Genomic DNA, 19,466 nt, shown 5'->3' with positions numbered 1-19,466 from the left:
GATGGTTATACCCCGTCTCGATGCTCTCTTTCGTGTTGGAATGCTCCCGCTGGTAGGGAGAGCTATGCTCATCCCCCTGCGATGTACCCTGATCATCGAGAGGGCGGATGCTGCTCGGGGAATAACTCGGTTCGCCTAGCCGGAATGCATCATCTCTTCCGCGCCGAAACAACATCGTCTGACTCTCGACTAGGGCAGTAAATCTGCCGACCTGTAATGACGATGTCGTCCAGTGTGACGTGACTCGGCAGGAAACCCGAGAGATCAATTCGGGCGAGTTCTCATCCGATCGTATGTCACACCTTCGAAGGAACGATCACACTTTCAGGTGACGTGCGAGCATTCAAAGTGGTCTCTACAGCCGACAGGTGGGCAATCCCATAATCACGGCGTGGCGCGATTCCCAGCCGGAATCTCGCCCTTCTCGGGAAAACATCACAGGGAGGCAGCAATGCCATCATGGTATCCGAGTTTAGATGCGTCAGACACGATCAAGTTCGATCACATCGACACCAGCGGCGGCAATGCCGGCAACGGCGGCGACGGCAAGAATTCAGGTAACCAGACCGACAACGATACGGCAGTCTTCAAGCCGGATAACTACGCGTATGGCGCCCATATCAAGGCAGATGTCGGAGACACGGTCGACGCCTACGCAAAATGGGATGCCGACGGAGGCGACGGCAAAGGGTTCGGCAAGGGCGGCTATGGCGGCGATGGCACCGGAGGCTATGGCGGCAAAGGCGGCTATGGTGGTGATGGCGGCAAGGGCGGCGACGGCGGCGACAGTAGCTATGGCGGCCATGGCGGCAAGAAAGCCCACGATCTCAAAGGCGGCTACGGTGAAGGCGGCGACGGCGGCGACGGCGGCCATGGCGGTAAGGGTGGCTACGGCGGTTATGGCGGCTATGGTGAAGGCGGAGACGGCGGAAAAGGCTACGGCACCGGCAAGGGCGGCTGGGCCAGCTCCAACGGCGACCAGTATCTGGATACCGGCGGCAACACCGCACATATCAACGCTCCGACATCGGCCGATCAGAAGAACTTCGCGTATTTCGACCAAGGCGCTTACCAGGTCGCAGGCATCGGCGGCGATGGTGGAAACGGCAACAGCGCCGATGGCGGGCCGGTCGTGTTCTCCTTAGTCCATCCTACGAATTTCGAGGTTCACAATAAGCTGATTGAGTATAGCGAGAGCGATCACTATCCGGACGCACACGGATAAAGTTTTCACCCTGGGATCCGGTGGCACGCCTGCCGGATCCTTTCCCCTTATGCCGCGCATATTCGAACAGTCGGGCGCGCAGAGAACGCGAAGCACGAGCCGTGATTTATCGCAATGACCTCAGTCGATAACCGCATCCGGCAGACACCCCTACAGGCCGCCCTGACAGCATGTACGAGTTCGTTCCTGCTCGTGTTCGCCTACAGCTGTGGCTTCAACCTGCTTCTCCTGGCACCATCCATCTATCTCCTCCAAGTCTATGACCGTGTTCTGTCGAGCCGAAGCGTCGACACCTTGGTGATGCTGACTCTGATCGTCTGCCTGGCGGTTCTTGCCGGTGCTCTCCTTGATACCGTGCGCCGAGCGGCGCTCACACGCATTGCGACCTGGCTGGATGACCGGCTTCGTCATGTCGTTCTATGGGCAACGTTCGAATATGCCTCACAGGTCAATTCCAGCCGGGCAAACGAGGCCTACCGCGACCTCGGGACGCTACGCCAATTCATCGAATCCCCGATTTCGACCCTGCTGTTCGATCTGCTGTGGGCCCCGCTCTTCCTCGGCGTACTCTTTTTCCTCGATCCGCTTCTCGGCGGGATCGGTACCGCCTGCGCAATTCTGCTATTCGGCTTCGCGCTCATGGGAGAGATCACCACCCGAGTGCCGCTTGCACAGGCCGCGAGCGCCCAAGCCAGGAGCTTCAGCCACCTGTGGCATGCCCTCAACAGCCTCTCTGTCATCCGGGCCCTCGGTCTGATCAACGGAGCGGTACGGCAGGTCCATAATGATGCCGAGGAGGCCAAGACCGCGTTCCAAACGGCAGCCCGCCGGACGGAGCGGGTTCAGGCTCTGGCGCGGCCGACAAAGGCATTGGCACAGGTTCTCATCATGGGGGTAGCGACATGGCTCGTGCTCGAAGAGCAGCGGAATCCAGGCATCATTTTTGCCTCGAGCCTTCTCTTCGGACGAGGGCTCGCCCCGATCGAAGGCGTCGCAGGCGGCTGGAGAACAATCAGTTCCATGCGCGATGCATACAGGCGCCTCGCCGAGGTTCTGGCCACGGCTCCGGCCACGCAGCCGCACAGGCTGAGACTGCCTGAGCCCGTTGGATATCTATCCGTATCCGATGTCAGCTATTGCCCCCCTGGCGGAAACGCGTTTGTCTTGAAGGGTGTTTCTTTGCGCCTGCTTCCTGGCGAATGCCTCGGCCTGATCGGGCCGTCCGGTTCAGGAAAATCTGTTCTGGGACATCTCATTGCCGGTTTGTCTAATCCCGCCATCGGCTGCATCACGCTCGACACGATAGGAGTGGCTACATGGCGGCGAGCGGTAGGTGGATCTTACGTCGGCTATTTGCCTCAGGAGATCGAGCTGGTCGGCGCTTCCGTCGCAGAAGCCATCAGTTGCCTGACCGACCCCGATCAGACGGAGGTCATCAGGGCGGCGCAAATGGTGGGCATGCACGAGATCATCATGCGCCTTCCCAAGGCGTATGACACGGAGATGAGCGAGGCGACATCGCGCCTCCGTCCAGGACAGCGCCAGCGCCTGGGCATTGCGCGGGCCTGTTTCGGACGGCCACGTCTTGTCGTGCTCGACGAGCCCAATGCGCATCTGGACTACAAGGGCGAGCAGATCCTGTTCAACGCTATCGAGAGTCTCAAAGCCGACGGAACGACGATCGTCGTGATTACTCATCGCACCGGAATCCTGCCCGTCACGGACAAGATCGCAATTTTGGAAGACGGGATGCTCAGCGCTTTCGGCAGAAGCCAGGATATCTTCGAACGCCATCTGCGCCGTCCTCAGATCAACGCCTCGAGATAGGAGCACGGGTCTAAACAGCGTCCATGATGCCGAAAGGACAGATATCGTGACAGGAGCCAACGATCCTTCCCCGCGAGCCCTCGTCTGGCAGCCCCCCTTGGTTCCACCAACTCCCGTACCGCGAATGCGCGGTGTTATTAGGGTGGGGAACATGCTCCTCTTTGGATTCCTCGGCATCCTCGGGGTCTGGTCCGCCTTTGCGCCCTTGGAGAGCGCTGCAATCGCGCCGGGCCTGGTGGAGGCGGAATCCAGCCGCAAGATCATTCAGCACCTGGAGGGCGGGATTATCAAAGAAATTCTGGTCAAGGACGGCGATACCGTGAAAAGCGGGCAGGTACTCGTTCGCCTGGATCAGACCAGAGCCTACGCGGAGCGCCAGAGCTGGTCCGAGCAGTACTGGGACGCAAGAATGCGGGAGGCGCGCCTGATTGCCGAAAGAGACAATCTGCAAGAGATCGTCATCCCCGCGGAAATGCAAGCGGCTCAGGCCAGTCATCCATCCATCGCAACGATCATCGCTGGACAGCAGAAGATCTTTCAGACTCGTTTGCAGGTCCTTCATTCTCAAGAAGCCATTATCCGCCAGCGCATCTCGCAGGTCGAAGAAGAGATCGTCGGACTTCAGGCAGAGGGAGCGGCAGCAGCGAAGCGAGCAAGCATCATCCGCGAGGAGAGAGCTGCGGTGGCCTCTCTCGTCGACAAAGGGCTTGAGCGTCGTCCGCGTCTCCTCTCCCTCGACCGGGAGATGGTTGAAGTCGACGGGCGCAAGGGCGAAGTGGCTGCCCAGATTTCGCGCGCTCGCCAAGTCATCAGCGAAGCGCAAGCGACCCTCATCAAGCTCGAGAGCGACCGTCAAAACGAGATTGCACAATCTCTTAGGGAAGCACAGAGCCAGATTGCCATTCTTTTTGAAAAGATACGAGCTCTCGATGATCAGCTATCGCGGACGGATGTTAAGGCACCGGAGGACGGCGTGATCACCGACCTTAGAATCCACACGACTGGAGGCGTGATCGGCGCCGGAGCTCCCTTGATGGATCTGGTCCCTATGGATGACCGGCTCATCATCACTGCGCGGCTTAGGCCTGAGGACATTGACGTGGTTCGTCTTGGGCTCCGCGCCGAAATTCGCCTCCTGCCCTACAACCAGCGTCGCATTCCCCCGATTGCAGGTACGATCATTTATGTCTCGGCCGACCGTTTGACAGACAAGAGGACGGATCAACCTTATTATGCCGCCAGGATTCGCATCGACGATCCGCACCTGGTTCGAGCCAGCGGAGTCGATATGGTTTCCGGCATGCCGGTCGAGGCTTTCATCAAGACCGGGCAGAGCACGGTGGCTCTCTACGCCTTGAGGCCCTTCCTCGACAGCTTTAATCGCGCGTTCAGAGAGGATTGAGGGCGTCGCGAATTGAAGTGGAGAGCGTTGGTCGGCTTATTCCTCGCCGCTTGTAGACCTCAGTTGCTGCGAGAGAATGACGGCTTCAGTTCGATTGGTGGCATGCAACTTGCGCATGATTTTTCGAATGTGGGCCTTCACCGTGTTTTCTGAAAGGTTAAGGTGATGGGCAATCCACTTATTGGGATACCCCTTCTGCAGAGCCGCCAGGACCTCCGCCTCACGGGCCGTGAGAATAGACGCAAGACCGATTGCTCCCGGCCCAGTTGTTGCATCGTCTCCGGATAGGTCCCTTGATTGTTGCAGCCGTTTCTGAGAGAGCGACAGAGCACCATTGAACTCTGCAAGATACGGGCTCCTCACCATTCCTTCACGAAGCTGGGAGCCTTCGTTGACCTGGCGGGGAAAATAATGACCGCCTGCCATGACGAGTTGCACGGCGGCGACGGCTATCTTGAGCGAAGCCGAAATCGGAATGACGCCCTGCGCGCCTGATGCAATCGCAATCTCGATATCGGCAGGATCATCGCAACTTGCAATGACGACGACAGATGCCTGAGGGAAATATCCAGCAATGGTCCTGATGTCGTAAGCCATTCTCTCGCGCAGAACAGGCTGTGATTTGACCTTGAAGATCACCAGGGCAACTTCCATTCCAGGAGGATGAGAAAGTTCCGCAATGGAGCCGGCGCCGAGTATGAGGGTTTGGGAGAAAGCGCTTTTCATTGCCTCAATGAGGCACTCCCGGACGAGCACTTCGTCATCGACGACAAGGATAATGTCCTTAGCTGCTTCATCCGACTGATCATCGACTGATGGATTTAACACAGCCATGGCAATCCTCATTCACGCCACTCATCCAATCTTGTTCGGCGGAATATGTGAATGGCCTCAGCCATGTCACTGAACCGGCTACCGTAACGTCGGTAGGTGCGATTCCGAACAAGTACGCTTCGCAAGTACGCTTCGTCAGAATTGAGAGGTTCCGCGCAGTAGAGACACGTCCATTCGTCTACGATCGCAACACACGACGCCAACTTTGGGTAGCACTTGTTCGTAGCATCTTTAATGCTTGGTGTATTTTGCACAGCTTTTGGAAATATGTCGCAGGATTTAATACATATCCTTGAATTTAGTCCATATCATAAAGCAAATATACCTTTCAAATGGCTTATATTCGTAAACACATACTCGAATCTGTGCTGGCGGTTTTGCCTTCTCTACGAGCGCCTCTTTGGAAGAGTACCCACTCATCGAAAGATCCGCCGGACGACCTTTTCGCCGCGTCGAATTTGACCCTGAACGCGAAGAACTGCTTTATGGCAGGTTCTGAAGTTCCCCTGCCCTTCAGGAACGTCCGTTGTTCACTGCATGAGCGGACATTGGGTCTAGCTCCGGGATGTGCCGATGGGCGACGTTCTGGGCTCCTCATCGAAGTCTTCGGCTCTCCAGGGAGGAACTGGGAACGCAGTTCCGAGAAGGTTTGTGTGGACGGCGTGGAACACGGCGGCAGGCCGACGAAACGATCACGAAAGCAGCAACGCCTGTTAGGTCGTAGCAGGTGAAATCCTGCCGAGTTTGATCCAGCGCAACGTCAATTGAACGACGGTATCGTAGGAGATCTTATCCGGCTCTGTTCCTCAGGCTGGAACCTTGAGCGCCCTGGAAGGGGCGCTTTTTTTATCCGTCGCGGATCGTCGACTTCCAGCCCGCCTTTTACGGACTGTCATGCGGTAGAAGCATAACTGCTTTTTATTATGAGGTCTGCCAAAGCGCGAGCTGCATTTCTATATGCTCGTTGCAATAAGGGCGAAGATCGCTGGCCATAATGGCTGGCTCAGTCTTGGGGCTTTCCATGTTCGTTACCTACATCCTGTCGAAAATCCGTGCTTACAAGCTGTACCGTGCAACGCTGCGCGAGTTGTCACAGCTCTCCGATCATGAGCTGGCCGATCTTGGCATCTCCCGGTTCCAGATCGCCAGTGTCGCCCATCAAGCTGCCTTCGCCTAAACCTCGCAATGTTCAGCCGAGGCCTCTCGCCCGCCCTTTGGCGGGCGTTCGTATTGAAGTCACACCATTCCCGCTGAACTGCGGCCCTCGCCGTTTCCTCAAACCTGCCGCGATGGCAGCATGCACGTCATGCTGCTAGCGGGGGTTGCTGAAAAAGGTATCCTCGGCCGCCAAGTCAGAGATCAGGCGTGCCAGCGCTCGCGTGGCAGAAAGCAACTCGCGCCTCTCGTCCTCCGTTAGCTGACCAACCGGGGCGCTCCACCGCCGATCTGTCGAGTGGTTCTCGACTTCCGCGGTCTGCAATGTAGGCCCATCCTCGTCCCAACTCACCGTAAGCTTTGGCATTGACAGTCTCCTGATCAGGTTGGTTCCCCGAAGACAGTCCAGAAGCATACACGATGCGGGAGCGAACCTTAATGCCATGAAGGGCCAGGCTTCCGGAAACTACGGTGAGGTGATCCCTCCGGAGACAAGTCGGCTGCCTGGATAGCGGCTATCGCCGTTATGATGTTTAAACGACTTCCCAGGCCTTCGACTTCTCGGATCGAAAGAGCGCATCAAGAACTCGCATATTCATGATCGCATCCGCCATCGGAAATTCGAGGCTGCTCCCCTCCAAGATCGCGCGCGAGAATGCATCGCCCTGGCGCTGATACTGGTCAGCGGGGGGAAGCTCTTCCGTCTCTGCCCCGCCGCCGATCAGATCCCGCCCATCGTCGATCACGAGGCGGGTCGGCTGATCGCGCCTTGGGTTGAAAGGAACCTGGATCTCCAGCCGCCCCTTAGTGCCTGCAATCTGCACCCGCTGGGTCGGCACAAGCTGTGTTGCACAGGTGAAGGCCAGATGCCGGCCGTTCGGAAACTCGGCAAGCCCGCTCGCCAGCCGGTCCGTTCGCATGGTCGGGTCCCGGTCGAACACACCAATCACGCGCTCCGGATCGGCACCGAAGATGTAGCGGGCGGTCGCGACCGCGTAGCAGCCGACATCGTAAAGGCCACCACCACCAATCTCGGCTCGGTTGCGGATATTGTCAGGGTCGGTGAGATGATACGAGAAGAACGTGTGGATCGCTCGAACATCGCCGAGGCGTCCGCTCCGAACGATCTCCCGCGCCCGCTGCCATTGCGGATGGAAGCGAACCATGAAGGCCTCGGCGACGAGCTTGCCGCTCTTCCTCTGAGCCGCCTCGATCTGCTGGGCCTCTTCGGCATTCAGCGCAATCGGCTTCTCGCAGAGCACATGCTTACCCGCTTCCAACGCCCTGATGGTGAGGGGCGCATGGAGATGGTTAGGCAGAGGATTGTAGATGGCGTCGATCCCCGGATCGGCCAGCAACGCCTCGTAGGAATCGTAAGCCTTCGAGATGCCGAGTTCCGCCGCTGTTTCCTCCGCCCTCCGCCAATCGCGGGAGGCGAGCGCCACCACGTCCGTCAGCTCGCCGCTTTTCAGGGCCGGGATCACATGCTCCCGGGCGATCTTGGCGGTGCTCAGGATTCCCCATCTGACTTTCTTCGACATTCAATTTCCTCCCTCAGTCGCGTGTCTCTAAGGTTTCGCCCTAAGCCGGGACAGCGCTACCGCTCGTAGAGCTCCAGCGGAAGGCCGTCGGGATCGGCAAAGAAGACGAAGCGCTTACCCGTATGTTCGTCGAGCCGGATCGGCTCGACCGCAACATCGTGCCTTTGCAGGTGCTCTATGACGGGCTCGAGCGCTGCGACTGAAAAGGCAAGATGGCGCAGCCCGCATGCCTCCGGCCGCGTTTGCCGCGCCGGAGGCGATGGAAACGAGAAGAGTTCGATCTGGGACGCGCCTATCTGCAGATCGCACTTCCAGGATTGCCGCTCCGAGCGCCAGACCTCGCGGATGATTGGAAGCCCCAGGATCTCGGCATAAAAGCGCTTCGAGCGCTCGTAGTTCGAGCAGATGACGGCGACGTGATGAACGGCATCCAGCATCAAATTCTCCTGGCAGAGATCATATCAATCCCAAAACCCGGCATGCTGCGCGACTTTGGACAAAAAGCAACTGCTGCGCCCTCGCTCTTTCCTGTCTGACTCTTGGCACGGGAGCTCCGACATCGGTGTCGAAGCTGAGAAACGGAACTCCTGTCCCGAGCCCGCTGCGGACGCAAGGCTTCGGGGTTAAGCAAACCGGCTGGGACGAAACGTTGCGAGCAGAGGATGAGGCTCCCCTGTCACGATCTCGTCCGCCAGAAGCTCTCCTGCGATGAGACCCAGCGTCGCTCCGCTGTGGCTGAACGCGACATGGTAGCCGGCGATCCCGGGAAGCTCGCCGAAGACCGGCTCGCCATCTCCTGGGATCGGCTTCGGGCCGACGCCATAAGAATCGAGAACGAGATTCGGGTTGCCTTCGAGAACCGCCGATGCCTCGGCAAGAAGACCCTGAATGGTCGAGTCCTTCACCTCGTAGGTGCCGTCCGGACGCCGGACGACTTCCTCCTCCGACCAAGCGGAGTCGAGCACGAGCGAGCCCGTTGGCGTGGGTCGCACGGCGACACGGGGGGTGTTGAGAACGGCCCGCAAGGCGACGTCAATGGGCTTCGTCTTGACGAGAAGCGAGATCGGGGTCGCGTCGGCGATGCGGAGGCCGACCTCGGCCACAATCTTCGGCACGGTGGCCCCGGCGGCGAGCAGCACCGCATCCGCCGCGATGCGGCTGCCGTCGGCGGTTGCGATCCCGGTTGCGCGACCACCGGTGACCTCGACGGAGGCGCGTCCCGCATGGGTTATGACTTCACCACCAAGCGCAGAGAACTCCTCGATCAGCACGCCGATCAGCGACGGAAGATCGACCCACCCTTCGCCGGGATTGAAAATGGCTCCCTGGCGTGTGATGGCCCGCGCATCGACGCCCGGCGTCACCGCGACAACTTGCTCGGCCGCCAGAAGTTGAGCGTCGTAGCCGATGCTCCGCTCATGAGCATAGACCTTCGCGATCTCGTTCGAGTCGTCATCCGCATCCCAGGTTAGACCGCCGTCGAAGCGCAGCCACGCCGCATCAGGATGCCTTACCGCCAGGGTCCGATAGCGGTCGATCCCTATCATGCGCAACTGATGGTACTCAGGAGAGCGCATACGCGAGGAGTTCAACCAGGAGAGCGAGCGACCCGAGGCCTCGCTCGCGAGGGCACCCTCGGTCACGAGGGTCACTTGGACGCCGCGGCGAGCAAGCTGCACAGCTGACGAGACGCCGAAGATTCCGCCGCCGACGACGGCGACGCGGGCAACACGGGATGGGGAGTTCATATGAGGTTTCCTTAACTGAAAATTGGTGCTTGCTCTGCCACGAGCTGCGGCGCGGCAGAGCGGATCGCGGGAACTACAGGACCTGCGACAGGAAGCGCTTGAGGCGCGAGCTCTGCGGATTGTCGAACAAATCGTCGGGACGCCCGGCCTCGACCACCCTGCCCTCATCCATGAACACGACCTGATCAGCCACCTTGCGGGCGAAGTTCATCTCGTGCGTGACGACCACCATGGTCATTCCGCTCTCACCAAGTCTGGCCATGAGTTGCAGAACGCCTTTGACCAGTTCGGGATCGAGGGCGCTTGTCACTTCGTCGAACAGCATGACCTCTGGGTTCATGGCTAGGGCACGAGCAATGGCGACGCGCTGCTGCTGCCCACCGGACAGATGTGAAGGCCGGTGGTGCATGCGCTCGGCCAATCCGACCTCGGCGAGACGGGCCGCGGCGATCTTATAGGCCTCGTCTTTCGGCATGCGCTTCACCTTCCGAAGCGCCAGAGCGACGTTACCGAGTGCCGTATGGTCAGGGAACAAGTTGAACTGTTGGAAGACCATGCCGACGCGCCGGCGCAGATGCTCAGGCTTGAACTTGAAGATGCTGTCACCATCCAGCAAAATGTCGCCATCTGAAGGTTCGACGAGACGGTTAAGGCAGCGCAAGAGCGTCGACTTGCCCGATCCCGACGGACCGATGATGCACGTCACCGTACCGGGCTTGATCGTGAGATTGATGCCGTGAAGGACCTTCAGGGCGCCATAGGCCATGCTCAGATCGGAGACCTCCAGGCTGCCTCCCTGGTAACGCACCGGCACCGCAGAACTGCGTGCGAGAGATGGGCTGGCAGGCAAATGCATATCTCCGGACGCCAGAGCCCCTGCCGTGCCTGAGACAAGTCCGGCCTCTTCCATCTCGCTGACTTCTTTGAGGCCGCTGGTGACAGCAGTCGGTCGTTTGCCGGTCCGTAGCCGATAATCGATGTAGTTGACGAAATGCGTGAGCGGCACGGTGATCACGAGATAGAAGATGCCCGCGAGCAGCAGCGGTGACAGGTTGCCGGTGACGACCGCCGCATCCTGGCCCACACGGAAGAGCTCGCGCTCCGAGGCCAGCAGGCCCAGGAAATAGACCAAGCTCGAATCCTTAACGTTGCCGATGAACTGGTTCACCAGCGCCGGGAGGACGCGGCGGACACCCTGTGGGATAACCACGAGGCGCATACCCTGGCCGTAGCTCATGCTGAGTGCGCGCGAGGCTTCCATCTGTCCGCGCTCGACGCTTTGGATGCCAGAGCGGAAGATCTCACCAATATACGCGCCCGCGATGAGACTCAGAGCCAGAATGCCAAGCGGATACGGAGACGGTCCAAACAGATCCCTGCCAATTCTCGCAAATCCTTGGCCAATCAGCAGAATAGTCACGATTGCGGGCAGACCGCGGAACACATCCGTGTAGATGCGCGCAGGTATTCTCAACCACTTCGAGTGAGAAATTCCCATCACCGCCAAAATCATGCCAATGATGGTACCAAGCACCGTCGATGCCAATGCAAGAATGATCGTATTCTTGAGCCCGACCGCGATCATGTTCGGCAGAACTTCCGCCATAGACTCCCAATCGAGGAAGCTTCGGCGCAGATTTTCCAGCCAGTTCATCAGTTCTGTTCCCTCTGCCTCCCCGGTTCGGACTTGGCTGGAGCAGCCAGGAGTCTGCTCCAGCCAAGGAACGCGGGATATCCTTCAGGCTGTTACGACTTCGGCAGGTACTGGTCGGGCATCGGCGTGCCGGGGAACCACTTCTCGTGGAGACGCTTCCAGGTGCCGTCCTGCATGGCTTCACGCAGGCCCTTGTTCAGCGCCTCCCGGAAGGAGTCGTTGCCCTTCTTCACGACAAAGCCGGCCGGAGCGTCGAAGGACGGAACGTTGATGGCGATCCTGAGCGTCTTGTAGCGCTCGGCTTGCTGCTTGGCCGCTTCATAATCGAAGAAGTGAGCGTCGATCGTTCCGTTGTTGAGAGCGGAGATGGCGGCGTTGTTGTCAGGGAACTTCACGAGATCCGACTTGGTGAAATTCTTCGTCGCATAGATCTCTTGAAGGGTGCCCTGGACGACGCCGAGGCGCTTGCCGGCCAGATCGGCGTCCGTCTTGATTTTCTCGTCGGCCGTGATGACCGAGAGATATCCCGCGAGATAACCATCTGAGAAGTCCACGGTCTTCTTGCGGGCTTCCGTGGTACCGATGGCGGCGACGGCAACATCGAACCGGCCGTTTGCCACGGATGGGATCAGGGCCGAGAAGTCCTGCCCGGTGAAGGTGACCTGATCCTTGTTGAACCCGATCCGGCGCGCGACATCGAGGAAGAGTTCGATGTCAAAGCCGGAGAACTCGCCATTCTTATCAACGAAGGCATAAGGCCTGGAGTCTCCCATCGTTCCGACACTGATGCGCGTCGGGTCGATGAGGTTGTAGGGATTGGCTTTCCCGGTCTGTGCGACAGCTGCGCCGCCGAAGACCATTCCGAGCGTCAGCGCGGCGGAGGCCGCCACACGCGTGAAAGACTTGTACCATTGTGCAGTGTTCATCGTCGTTCCTAAGTCTGAAAGGTGCGTTCGATTGTGTTCTTGTTTCTTGAGCATGCCTGACGCATGCCGGTGCGGATCATTGTGGCTTTGCGTTCTTCAGAACCTCCCCTCTTGTGGTGTCGAACAGTCCCAGGTCATGCCCGGGACTCGATGTACCGGGGCCGGTAGGCCAACCCTCGATCTTGGCCGCGGAGAAACCGGTTCGGATCCACGAAAGCGAGATCGACGAATGGTTCCTCTCCGCATGCGATCTGGGCGATGAGCTCGCCAATGCCGCTGGCATGCTTGAACGCGTGGCCGCTGCATCCTCCGCCGACGATCAGACGGGGATCGTCATAGGGACGGCCGATCTGGAAGTGGCCGTCCGGAGAATGAGTGACCATGCAGGTTGTCGTCAGAACCGGGACCGGATTGAGTCCCGGAAGCGCCTTCGACACCAGCTCGGACACGAGCCTCCAATCGACAGGGGAAATGCCGCGATCGATCGTATCGGGATCGACCTCGCGGAAATTCGGATCCCTGTCGGGGCCGACTTTGACAGCAAAGCCATCTCCCGATCCGTGGCCCCAGATCCAATTGTCGGCATCGACGGCGCGGATGAAGGTCGGGAAGCTCTCGAGCCTGAATGACGGATCGTTCTTGTCGGCGGGCTCGAACCACATCATCGGCGTGCGCAAGGGCGTCAGAGGAAGATTCGGTACGAGCTTATTCAACCACGCGCCGGTCGTGACGACCACCTGAGCCACCGTGAAGCGGCCCGTTGGTGTTGTCACGACAACGCCGCCGTCGATCAGCTCGATGCCCGTGACCTTCGTGTCGGTGTAGATCGTGGCGCCAGCTGCCCGCGCGGCGTCAACGGCCGCGCTAATGCCGGCTTCCGGATGCACGACGCCAGCTTCTGGATCCCAGATGCCAACGTGATCTGGCGCGAGATTCTGGTGCTGAGGAAAACGCTGCTGAAGCTCGTTCCGGGTCAGCCGGGTAATGGGCAGATCGTGGGCTGTCGCGGCCGCCAGCGTGCCGGAAATGACCTCACTGCTCTCGGGGCCGATCATCACAGCGCCCGTGTTGCGAATGACCGGGGTCCCCGACAGATCCTGCAGCGTCGTCCAGAGCTCGCGGGAGCGGCGGGCAAGCGGCACGAGATTGGGGTGTTCCAGGCAGGCTACGCGAAACACGCGGGTCTTGCCGTGGGATGAGCCCAGCACATGGCCTGGGTGGAACCGCTCGATACCGATGACGTTCAGCCCACGCTCCGCGAGGCGCCAAGCCGCGTTGGCCCCCATCGCGCCTAATCCGACGACTGCAATATCCGCATCGAATTCACGGGGTCGCATCTGCTCTTCCAATCCTGCTTGAGAGACAGTAGATTGTCTGTGAGACCGGTCTCAAAGCTATTGATACCGGTCTCACCTGTCAACAGTCTATTTGGCTTGACGAGCCGCCCACCGACTGCCTAGGTCCTGAAACCATGGAACACAGCGACACTTATAAGCGATCGGTCACGGTCCAGGACGTTGCGCAGAGAGCCGGCGTCTCGAAGGCGACGGCCGCCCGGGTCCTGGGCGGGTACGGAGCCGCAAGCGCCGCCGTGAAGGCCAAGGTTCTCGCGGCTTCGAAGGAGCTTGGCTATCAGCCGAACGAGCTGGCCCGCAGCATCTCGACGGGCCGGTCGGGCACTATCGGTGTCATCGTCGGCGATATCGAGAACCCCTATTTCGGACTGGCTGTGCGAGGCATCAGCGATGCCGCCTCGGCCGCGGGATTCGATGTGATCCTGGCCAATTCCGGAGAGGAGATTGAGAAGGAGCGCGATGCCGTGAGGGTGCTCACGGGCAAGAGGGTGGACGGCCTGATCGTCACCCCAGCCCGCGCATCCGAAACACGCCACCTCCGCGAGGTTCATCAGTCGGGCCGCCCGCTGGTCCTGTTGGATCGCGCGGTTCCCGGTTTGGGTGTCGACATGGTGGTCTGCGACGACAAGGACGCGGCCTCCGCAGCCACCCGGCTTCTCATTAAGGCCGGGCACCGGCGGATTGCCTATATCTCGGCGGTTGCTTCCGACGATGCCATTTACAAGAGTCGGGATCAGATCGACACATCGACCGTCATGGAGCGTATCGACGGATTTCTGGACGCAAGCCGCCAGGCAGGCATCGAGAGACCCGAGCGCTTCATCCGTCTCGGCGCCACGGGTTCCGCGGCGTCGCACAAGATCGTCACGGATCTTCTCAACCTTCCCGAGCGCCCTACCGCGATCCTGGCCTCAGACAACGTGGTCGCGCTCGAGGTTTTCAAGACTATTCGCGGGCTCGGATTGTTGCTCCCGGACGACGTGTCGCTCATCGCTTTTCATGATGCGGATTGGACGAGTGTGACGACTCCGCCCATCACCGTGATCGCGCAGCCGATCTACGACCTGGGGCTGGAAAGCGCCAGAATTCTGATCGAGCGGATTCGCGGAACCGCGGCTGCACCGCGGCAGGTTGTCGTGAAGACGACGCTGATCGAGCGCCAGTCAATCGGAGCGCCGGTGCGGAGCGATGAGGTGCCGCCATCCCGGCGTGCGCGCGCAAGCAAACGCATGGCGAGCTAGATGCCAGCTGAGGTCGTTCAAGGTGCGGAAAGCTTCGCTCAATCGATATCCTTGAGTGCCGGAATGGTGCCGACATTGACTGCCATCGCAGCGGCATGACCAGTCGCGCCGATGCGCGTGCAGGTCTCGGCGGCCGCCTGCGCCGCAGCGCTCAAAATCTCCTGCGGCGCCTCCCCTTGCAGAAGGCCGGTCAGCGTCCGTGCGATGAACGTGTCTCCCGCCCCGAGCGTATCGACGATCTTTACAGGCACGGCGGCGGTCTCGAACACGTCCTCACCCGTGCCAAGAAGAGCACCGTTCTCTCCACGCGTGACGAGGCACCATTGTGCTCCCGCTGCCACGGTCCGACGCAGCAATGCTATCGCATCGGTACGATCCAGATCACCACCTGACAGAGACGCGAGGAAACAGAGCGGAGCGATGGACTCGCGATGAGCGACGTCACGGCGCGTGGAAAAGTCGTAGGACAGACGGACCATGGCCGAGAAGCGCTTGAGATCGGCGTCGAGTCCGCTGGACTGCCCGATGTGAATCGCGTCGAAGGAGCGGACGAATTCGACGTCGCCATCGTCCGGCCGGAAGATCGACACGCCGAGATCGAACGTCAGAAAGATCCGATCGCCGTTTCGATGACCGATGACGCAATAGCCCGTCGGCCCGGGAAGCACCCGGAGCCGCTCGGTGATGACGCCCTCCTCCGCAAGCGCCGCCCGGATGAGGTCGCCCGCGGCATCTTGCCCGACGGCTCCGATATAGGCGGAGGTGGCACCGAAGCGGTGCGCAAAGATCGAAACGTTGAGGCAACTTCCGCCCGGGAACATCTGGCCTGTGGACTGGTAGCAATCGACGACGTTGTCTCCGACGGCAACGATTCTTGTCATGGTCTGCTGTTCCCGAGGGTGTGCGTGCAAGGACGCTGCTGCGCTTTATGGGGCATGTCAAAGGTCCGCCAAGGCACCAGAGCCAATTGGTTCCGCAAATCGTCGCACGCGGCGCCCGCCGCAGCACGGGGTTGGCAAGGAAGAGTTTGGATTGACATGCCGGTCCTTTTCCAGAACTATAAGACATCATAAGACATCATATGGCTCGCGACGGTGGAAGTCATCACCTTTCCCACCATCGGACGGGCAAGTTTCGAGAGGCTAGGATCGACCATGAACGATTGGCAGACGGAGCTGAAGGCCGACATCAAGGCAGCCCTCGAGGGGCTCGCGGGCAGGACCATCAATCATGTCTTCTTCGTCGCCTGCGGCGGTTCCTTGGCGGTGATGCATCCGGCCAAATATCTCCTCGACCGCCAATCCGCAGCGTTGACGTCCGATTGCTACAACAGCGACGAGTTCGTTCACCGCTCTCCGCGCGCGCTCGGCACCAACACCCTCGTCGTGCTTTGCTCGATGACCGGAACCACGAGAGAGACGCTCCGTGCCGCTGAGCACGCCCGCGCTAAGGGCGCAACTACGATCGGTCTGAGCCAGGACCTCAATTCTCCGCTCGCCACGGCAGTGGACCATGCCGTCCGGTTCGAGGCACCCTACACGACGGGTGTGCCAATCGACGCAATCGACAGCAACTACTCCTGCCTCTACCAGATCGTCATGGGTCTGGTTCGGATCTATGACGGCATTGACAAGCTGAGGCCACTGCTGGCGAGCCTCGGCAATCTTCAGGCTGCGATCGATCGAGCACACCTGACTTATGCAGGGCTGTTCGAGCAATTCGCACCTCGCTTCAAGGATGAGCCGGTCATTTACACTGTCGCAAGCGGTGCCAACTATGGAGCGGCCTACTCCTATGCGATCTGCGTCTTGATGGAGATGCAGTGGATCAACTCCCAAGCCATTCACGCCAACGAGTTCTTCCACGGTCCGTTTGAGGTTCTGGACGAGGACAAAGCCTTCATCATGATGCTTGGATTGGACGAAACCCGTCCGCTCGAGGAGCGGGCCAAAGGCTTTCTCGAACGTTTCGGATCCTCCGAGAAGATCATGGTGCTCGACGCCAGGGAGTTGGACCTGTCCGGCATCGACGATGAGTTCAAGGGCAACGTCGTACCACTGATCTTTTTCGATACCCTATGGAAATTCGCCTACAAGCTGGCCGATCTCCGGCAACACGCCATGCTCGAAGGGCGTCGCTACATGAAGAAGATCAACTATTGAGGTCCGCGCTGCGCCTCCGCGACGTGGGACGCAGCGCACGCCAGGCCCGACCCGGACCCATTCATATCGGCTCGTGTAAGGATGGCCCGATGGTTGTAGCTGCGGCAGCCGGAAACGAGAACTTGTCCAATCCGGCGATATCTGTGTTGAGGAATTAGGTCGACACCGACAGAATGTAACGGATGACGCCCATCCGTCAAAGACGAGCGGACGCCATGAAGGTTGAGTATGACAACCTGACCCCTCTCTACGATCAGGTGAGACACCTGCTTCTCCGGGACATAAAGGAGGGACGGTTTCAGCGCGGCAGCTATCTGCCTTCAGAGCCGGATCTCTGCGAGCATTATGATGTCAGCAGGATCACCCTGCGAAGAGCTGTGCGCGAGCTCTGTGAGGCAGGCTATCTCAAGCGGGTGCACGGTAGGGGAACCCTCGTCACCGAGCCCAAGGTCGAACAGACTCTCGTGTCGCTCTCCGGGTTTACGGAATCGCTGACGAGCAGCGGTCATAAGGTGCGCTATGCCGTGTTGGATAGCGCGGTTCAGGCATCTTCGAACGACGCGAAAGAACGCCTGAAGGCCACAGGTAGCGATCAACTCGTTGGGATTCGCCGGCTGCTGCTCGTCGACGGCCGTCCCTTGACGCTCGAGGATCTGTACTTTCTCGAAAGCCGGCATGGGCGGGTGGCGGAGCCGGTGTCCAAGGGAGGATCGTTCAACCAGGCCCTGAAGTCCCTCTATGGCGAAGAGCCGAAGGCGGCCGAGCGGGCGATCAACGTGGACTTCCCGTCAGCCGCCGAATGTGAGCTCCTGGCCTGCACGGCGTCGCAGCCTGTGTACCGCATCGAGAAGCTCGTTCTCGGCAAAGGGCGAAAGCCGATCTCGTTTTCAGTTCTGATCACGCCTTGCGACCGGGTGACATACTCAATCTCCTCTTGATGGGTACGCTCGGCAGCCGCTGAAGGTAGGGTCCGCGCATTGTCCGCCTTGGGTCAACAGCAGTCCTTAGGCCCGGCGGTGTAAAGGTCCGCTCTGCGCCTGATTCCGGATGTTTGTCGGGTTAGAGTTGAGCAGGCTCGAGCCCGCAGATGAGTGAACATCGGTGCTGGAGATAACAATCTATTAGTCGAGCTTGCTTCCCATATGTCTCCCAATCCGGTTTTCTGGGAAGCATGACCAGCATCTAAGTGCCTGAAAAGGTTTGGTGAGCTCGCGGGGACTCGAACCCAGGACCCTCTGACTGAAAGTCAGATGCTCTACCGGCTGGGCTACTCCAATTTTCGGGAATTGCCTTTTATCTCTGGAAATTGCCGAAGCGATCATAGAGTGGAGACCAAGCTTCATTTCTGCTTAAGGCGAGCTTCAAGCCCCCACAACCGATCCCGTTCGACCGGGTAAGCCCCGACGCGGATGCGCTCAGGGGCCTTCTGCTGTTGAGGGCCTATCGGGCCGAAGCTGTAAACGCCGGTAGGGTCTTCACTTGTCCTGAGTTGGCGAACGGAACCCCCTTGGCGCGACCTTCAATCCTTCAGCGACACGGCGGCCCGTGAACGCCGTATGAGGTCATGGTGGAGGATTGAGACAGTCCAGTGACTATATTCTTTCGGGATAGCTCGCATGAACTTTGAAGAGGATCGTCAATAGACGGAAGGTATGTTGCTGCGCCCCGAAAATAGTCTCACCTGTTGTGATATAAGATAAGCGGGTGGAGGCCAGCCGTGGCACTCGATGGAAATCAGGAAGACGGCATTCTCTTAGAGGCGGAGATCGAGTTCGAACATGAGAGTTCGCAGGTATCTCTGGAGCAAGAGAGTAGCGATCTCCTCCCCGTCGTTCCCGTCAGTGGCACCTATGCCCGGGAAGGACATTTCGAATATGACGTGAATGGGGTTGTGATCTCAGGATGGGAGATCATTACCGAGAACGGCAAAACAAGTTCGGCGGTGTATGGTCCCGGCAAGGTTCTCATTGCAGCGACTGTGACCACCACCACTGCGGAGAAAACCACGACCGTGCGGCACGAGGGTGCGTGGGGCAATGTGGTCTCCACTGTCGTGGAGCTTCAATCCGACACCCGTAAGGGCTACCTGGAATATGACGCCAGTGGCACGATGATTTCAGGCTGGGAAACCATCATTGAGGGCGGCAAGACCACAACGGCCGAGTACGGGCCCGGAAAGTCGCTGATCTCAGCCACCGTGACCACGGCAACCGTGGATAAAACAACAACCGTCACCTACAAGGGCGACTGGAACACCATCGTCTCCACTGCCGTCGATTTCCACTCCGACACCCGCAAGGGGCATATGGAATATGACGCCAACGGCGTGATCGTCTCCGGCTGGGAGACCACTATCTCGGATGGCCAGACCTCTTCGTTCGTGTATGGTCCCGGCA

The 19,466-nt window shown here is 59.5% G+C and carries 17 protein-coding genes; 8 read left to right on the top strand and 9 right to left on the bottom strand.

What is annotated here, in order from left to right:
* Positions 1 to 451 precede the first annotated feature (451 nt).
* The 3 genes from AA309_RS30045 to AA309_RS30035 all read left to right on the top strand — a co-directional run bounded on the left by AA309_RS30045 (position 452) and on the right by AA309_RS30035 (position 4,454).
* A complete protein-coding gene (locus tag AA309_RS30045) occupies positions 452 to 1,225 on the top strand; it encodes a hypothetical protein (protein WP_047192698.1) in 774 nt (257 codons plus the stop codon).
* Positions 1,226 to 1,339: 114 nt separating this feature from the next.
* Positions 1,340 to 3,052: a type I secretion system permease/ATPase gene (locus AA309_RS30040; RefSeq protein WP_047192697.1), complete on the top strand. Its 1,713-nt coding sequence runs from the start codon at positions 1,340 to 1,342 to the stop codon at positions 3,050 to 3,052.
* A gap of 46 nt (positions 3,053 to 3,098) precedes the next feature.
* Positions 3,099 to 4,454 (top strand): HlyD family type I secretion periplasmic adaptor subunit, encoded by a 1,356-nt coding sequence (locus AA309_RS30035; RefSeq protein ID WP_047192696.1) that lies wholly within the window; start codon positions 3,099 to 3,101, stop codon positions 4,452 to 4,454.
* A gap of 36 nt (positions 4,455 to 4,490) precedes the next feature.
* Here the strand turns inward: AA309_RS30035 and AA309_RS30030 are convergent, their stop codons facing one another.
* Positions 4,491 to 5,300: a response regulator transcription factor gene (locus AA309_RS30030; RefSeq protein WP_244470542.1), complete on the bottom strand. Its 810-nt coding sequence runs from the start codon at positions 5,298 to 5,300 to the stop codon at positions 4,491 to 4,493.
* Between the two features lie 1,009 nt (positions 5,301 to 6,309).
* Here AA309_RS30030 and AA309_RS30025 point away from each other — a divergent pair.
* Complete coding sequence (locus AA309_RS30025; RefSeq protein ID WP_084731832.1) at positions 6,310 to 6,465, top strand: DUF1127 domain-containing protein; 156 nt, start codon at positions 6,310 to 6,312, stop codon at positions 6,463 to 6,465.
* Positions 6,466 to 6,600: 135 nt separating this feature from the next.
* On the opposite strand, the gene AA309_RS30020 is transcribed toward AA309_RS30025, so the two are convergent.
* From AA309_RS30020 to solA, 7 genes are all read right to left on the bottom strand, one after another.
* Positions 6,601 to 6,810, bottom strand: a complete 210-nt coding sequence (locus AA309_RS30020) for a hypothetical protein (RefSeq protein ID WP_047192693.1) — start codon at positions 6,808 to 6,810, stop codon at positions 6,601 to 6,603.
* A gap of 166 nt (positions 6,811 to 6,976) precedes the next feature.
* The gene (locus AA309_RS30015; protein WP_047192692.1) at positions 6,977 to 7,984 is read right to left on the bottom strand and encodes a Gfo/Idh/MocA family protein; all 1,008 of its coding nucleotides are present in this window, start codon (positions 7,982 to 7,984) and stop codon (positions 6,977 to 6,979) included.
* 56 nt (positions 7,985 to 8,040) lie between these two features.
* A complete protein-coding gene (gene gloA2, locus AA309_RS30010) occupies positions 8,041 to 8,421 on the bottom strand; it encodes an SMU1112c/YaeR family gloxylase I-like metalloprotein (RefSeq protein WP_047192691.1) in 381 nt (126 codons plus the stop codon).
* A 186-nt stretch (positions 8,422 to 8,607) separates the two neighbouring features.
* A complete protein-coding gene (locus tag AA309_RS30005) occupies positions 8,608 to 9,732 on the bottom strand; it encodes an NAD(P)/FAD-dependent oxidoreductase (protein WP_047192690.1) in 1,125 nt (374 codons plus the stop codon).
* Between the two features lie 73 nt (positions 9,733 to 9,805).
* Positions 9,806 to 11,386, bottom strand: a complete 1,581-nt coding sequence (locus AA309_RS37360; RefSeq protein WP_047192689.1) for an amino acid ABC transporter permease/ATP-binding protein — start codon at positions 11,384 to 11,386, stop codon at positions 9,806 to 9,808.
* Positions 11,387 to 11,478: 92 nt separating this feature from the next.
* On the bottom strand, positions 11,479 to 12,312 hold the full coding sequence (locus AA309_RS29995; RefSeq protein ID WP_047192688.1) for an ABC transporter substrate-binding protein: 834 nt from the start codon (positions 12,310 to 12,312) through the stop codon (positions 11,479 to 11,481).
* Between the two features lie 134 nt (positions 12,313 to 12,446).
* A complete protein-coding gene (gene solA, locus AA309_RS29990) occupies positions 12,447 to 13,649 on the bottom strand; it encodes an N-methyl-L-tryptophan oxidase (RefSeq protein ID WP_047192687.1) in 1,203 nt (400 codons plus the stop codon).
* Positions 13,650 to 13,783: 134 nt separating this feature from the next.
* Between solA and AA309_RS29985 the strand changes: the two genes are divergently transcribed.
* A complete protein-coding gene (locus tag AA309_RS29985) occupies positions 13,784 to 14,908 on the top strand; it encodes a LacI family DNA-binding transcriptional regulator (protein ID WP_047192686.1) in 1,125 nt (374 codons plus the stop codon).
* A 38-nt stretch (positions 14,909 to 14,946) separates the two neighbouring features.
* On the opposite strand, the gene AA309_RS29980 is transcribed toward AA309_RS29985, so the two are convergent.
* Positions 14,947 to 15,789, bottom strand: a complete 843-nt coding sequence (locus AA309_RS29980; RefSeq protein WP_047192685.1) for a PfkB family carbohydrate kinase — start codon at positions 15,787 to 15,789, stop codon at positions 14,947 to 14,949.
* A gap of 273 nt (positions 15,790 to 16,062) precedes the next feature.
* On the opposite strand from AA309_RS29980, the gene AA309_RS29975 reads away from it, so the two are divergent.
* The 3 genes from AA309_RS29975 to AA309_RS29965 form a co-directional block, all read left to right on the top strand.
* Positions 16,063 to 17,070 carry an SIS domain-containing protein gene (locus AA309_RS29975; protein WP_047192684.1) on the top strand — a complete coding sequence of 336 codons (1,008 nt, stop codon included), beginning with the start codon at positions 16,063 to 16,065 and terminating at the stop codon, positions 17,068 to 17,070.
* A 215-nt stretch (positions 17,071 to 17,285) separates the two neighbouring features.
* A complete protein-coding gene (locus AA309_RS29970; RefSeq protein WP_047192713.1) occupies positions 17,286 to 18,008 on the top strand; it encodes a GntR family transcriptional regulator in 723 nt (240 codons plus the stop codon).
* 779 nt (positions 18,009 to 18,787) lie between these two features.
* Positions 18,788 to 19,466: hypothetical protein (locus tag AA309_RS29965; RefSeq protein ID WP_047192683.1), on the top strand; the 679-nt coding region annotated here is incomplete at its 3' end.

Source organism: Microvirga vignae (assembly GCF_001017175.1).
GTDB classification, from domain to species: Bacteria; Pseudomonadota; Alphaproteobacteria; order Rhizobiales; family Beijerinckiaceae; genus Microvirga; species Microvirga vignae.
Note: the sequence above shows the minus strand (reverse complement) of the source record. Positions and strands in the feature narration are given on the sequence as shown.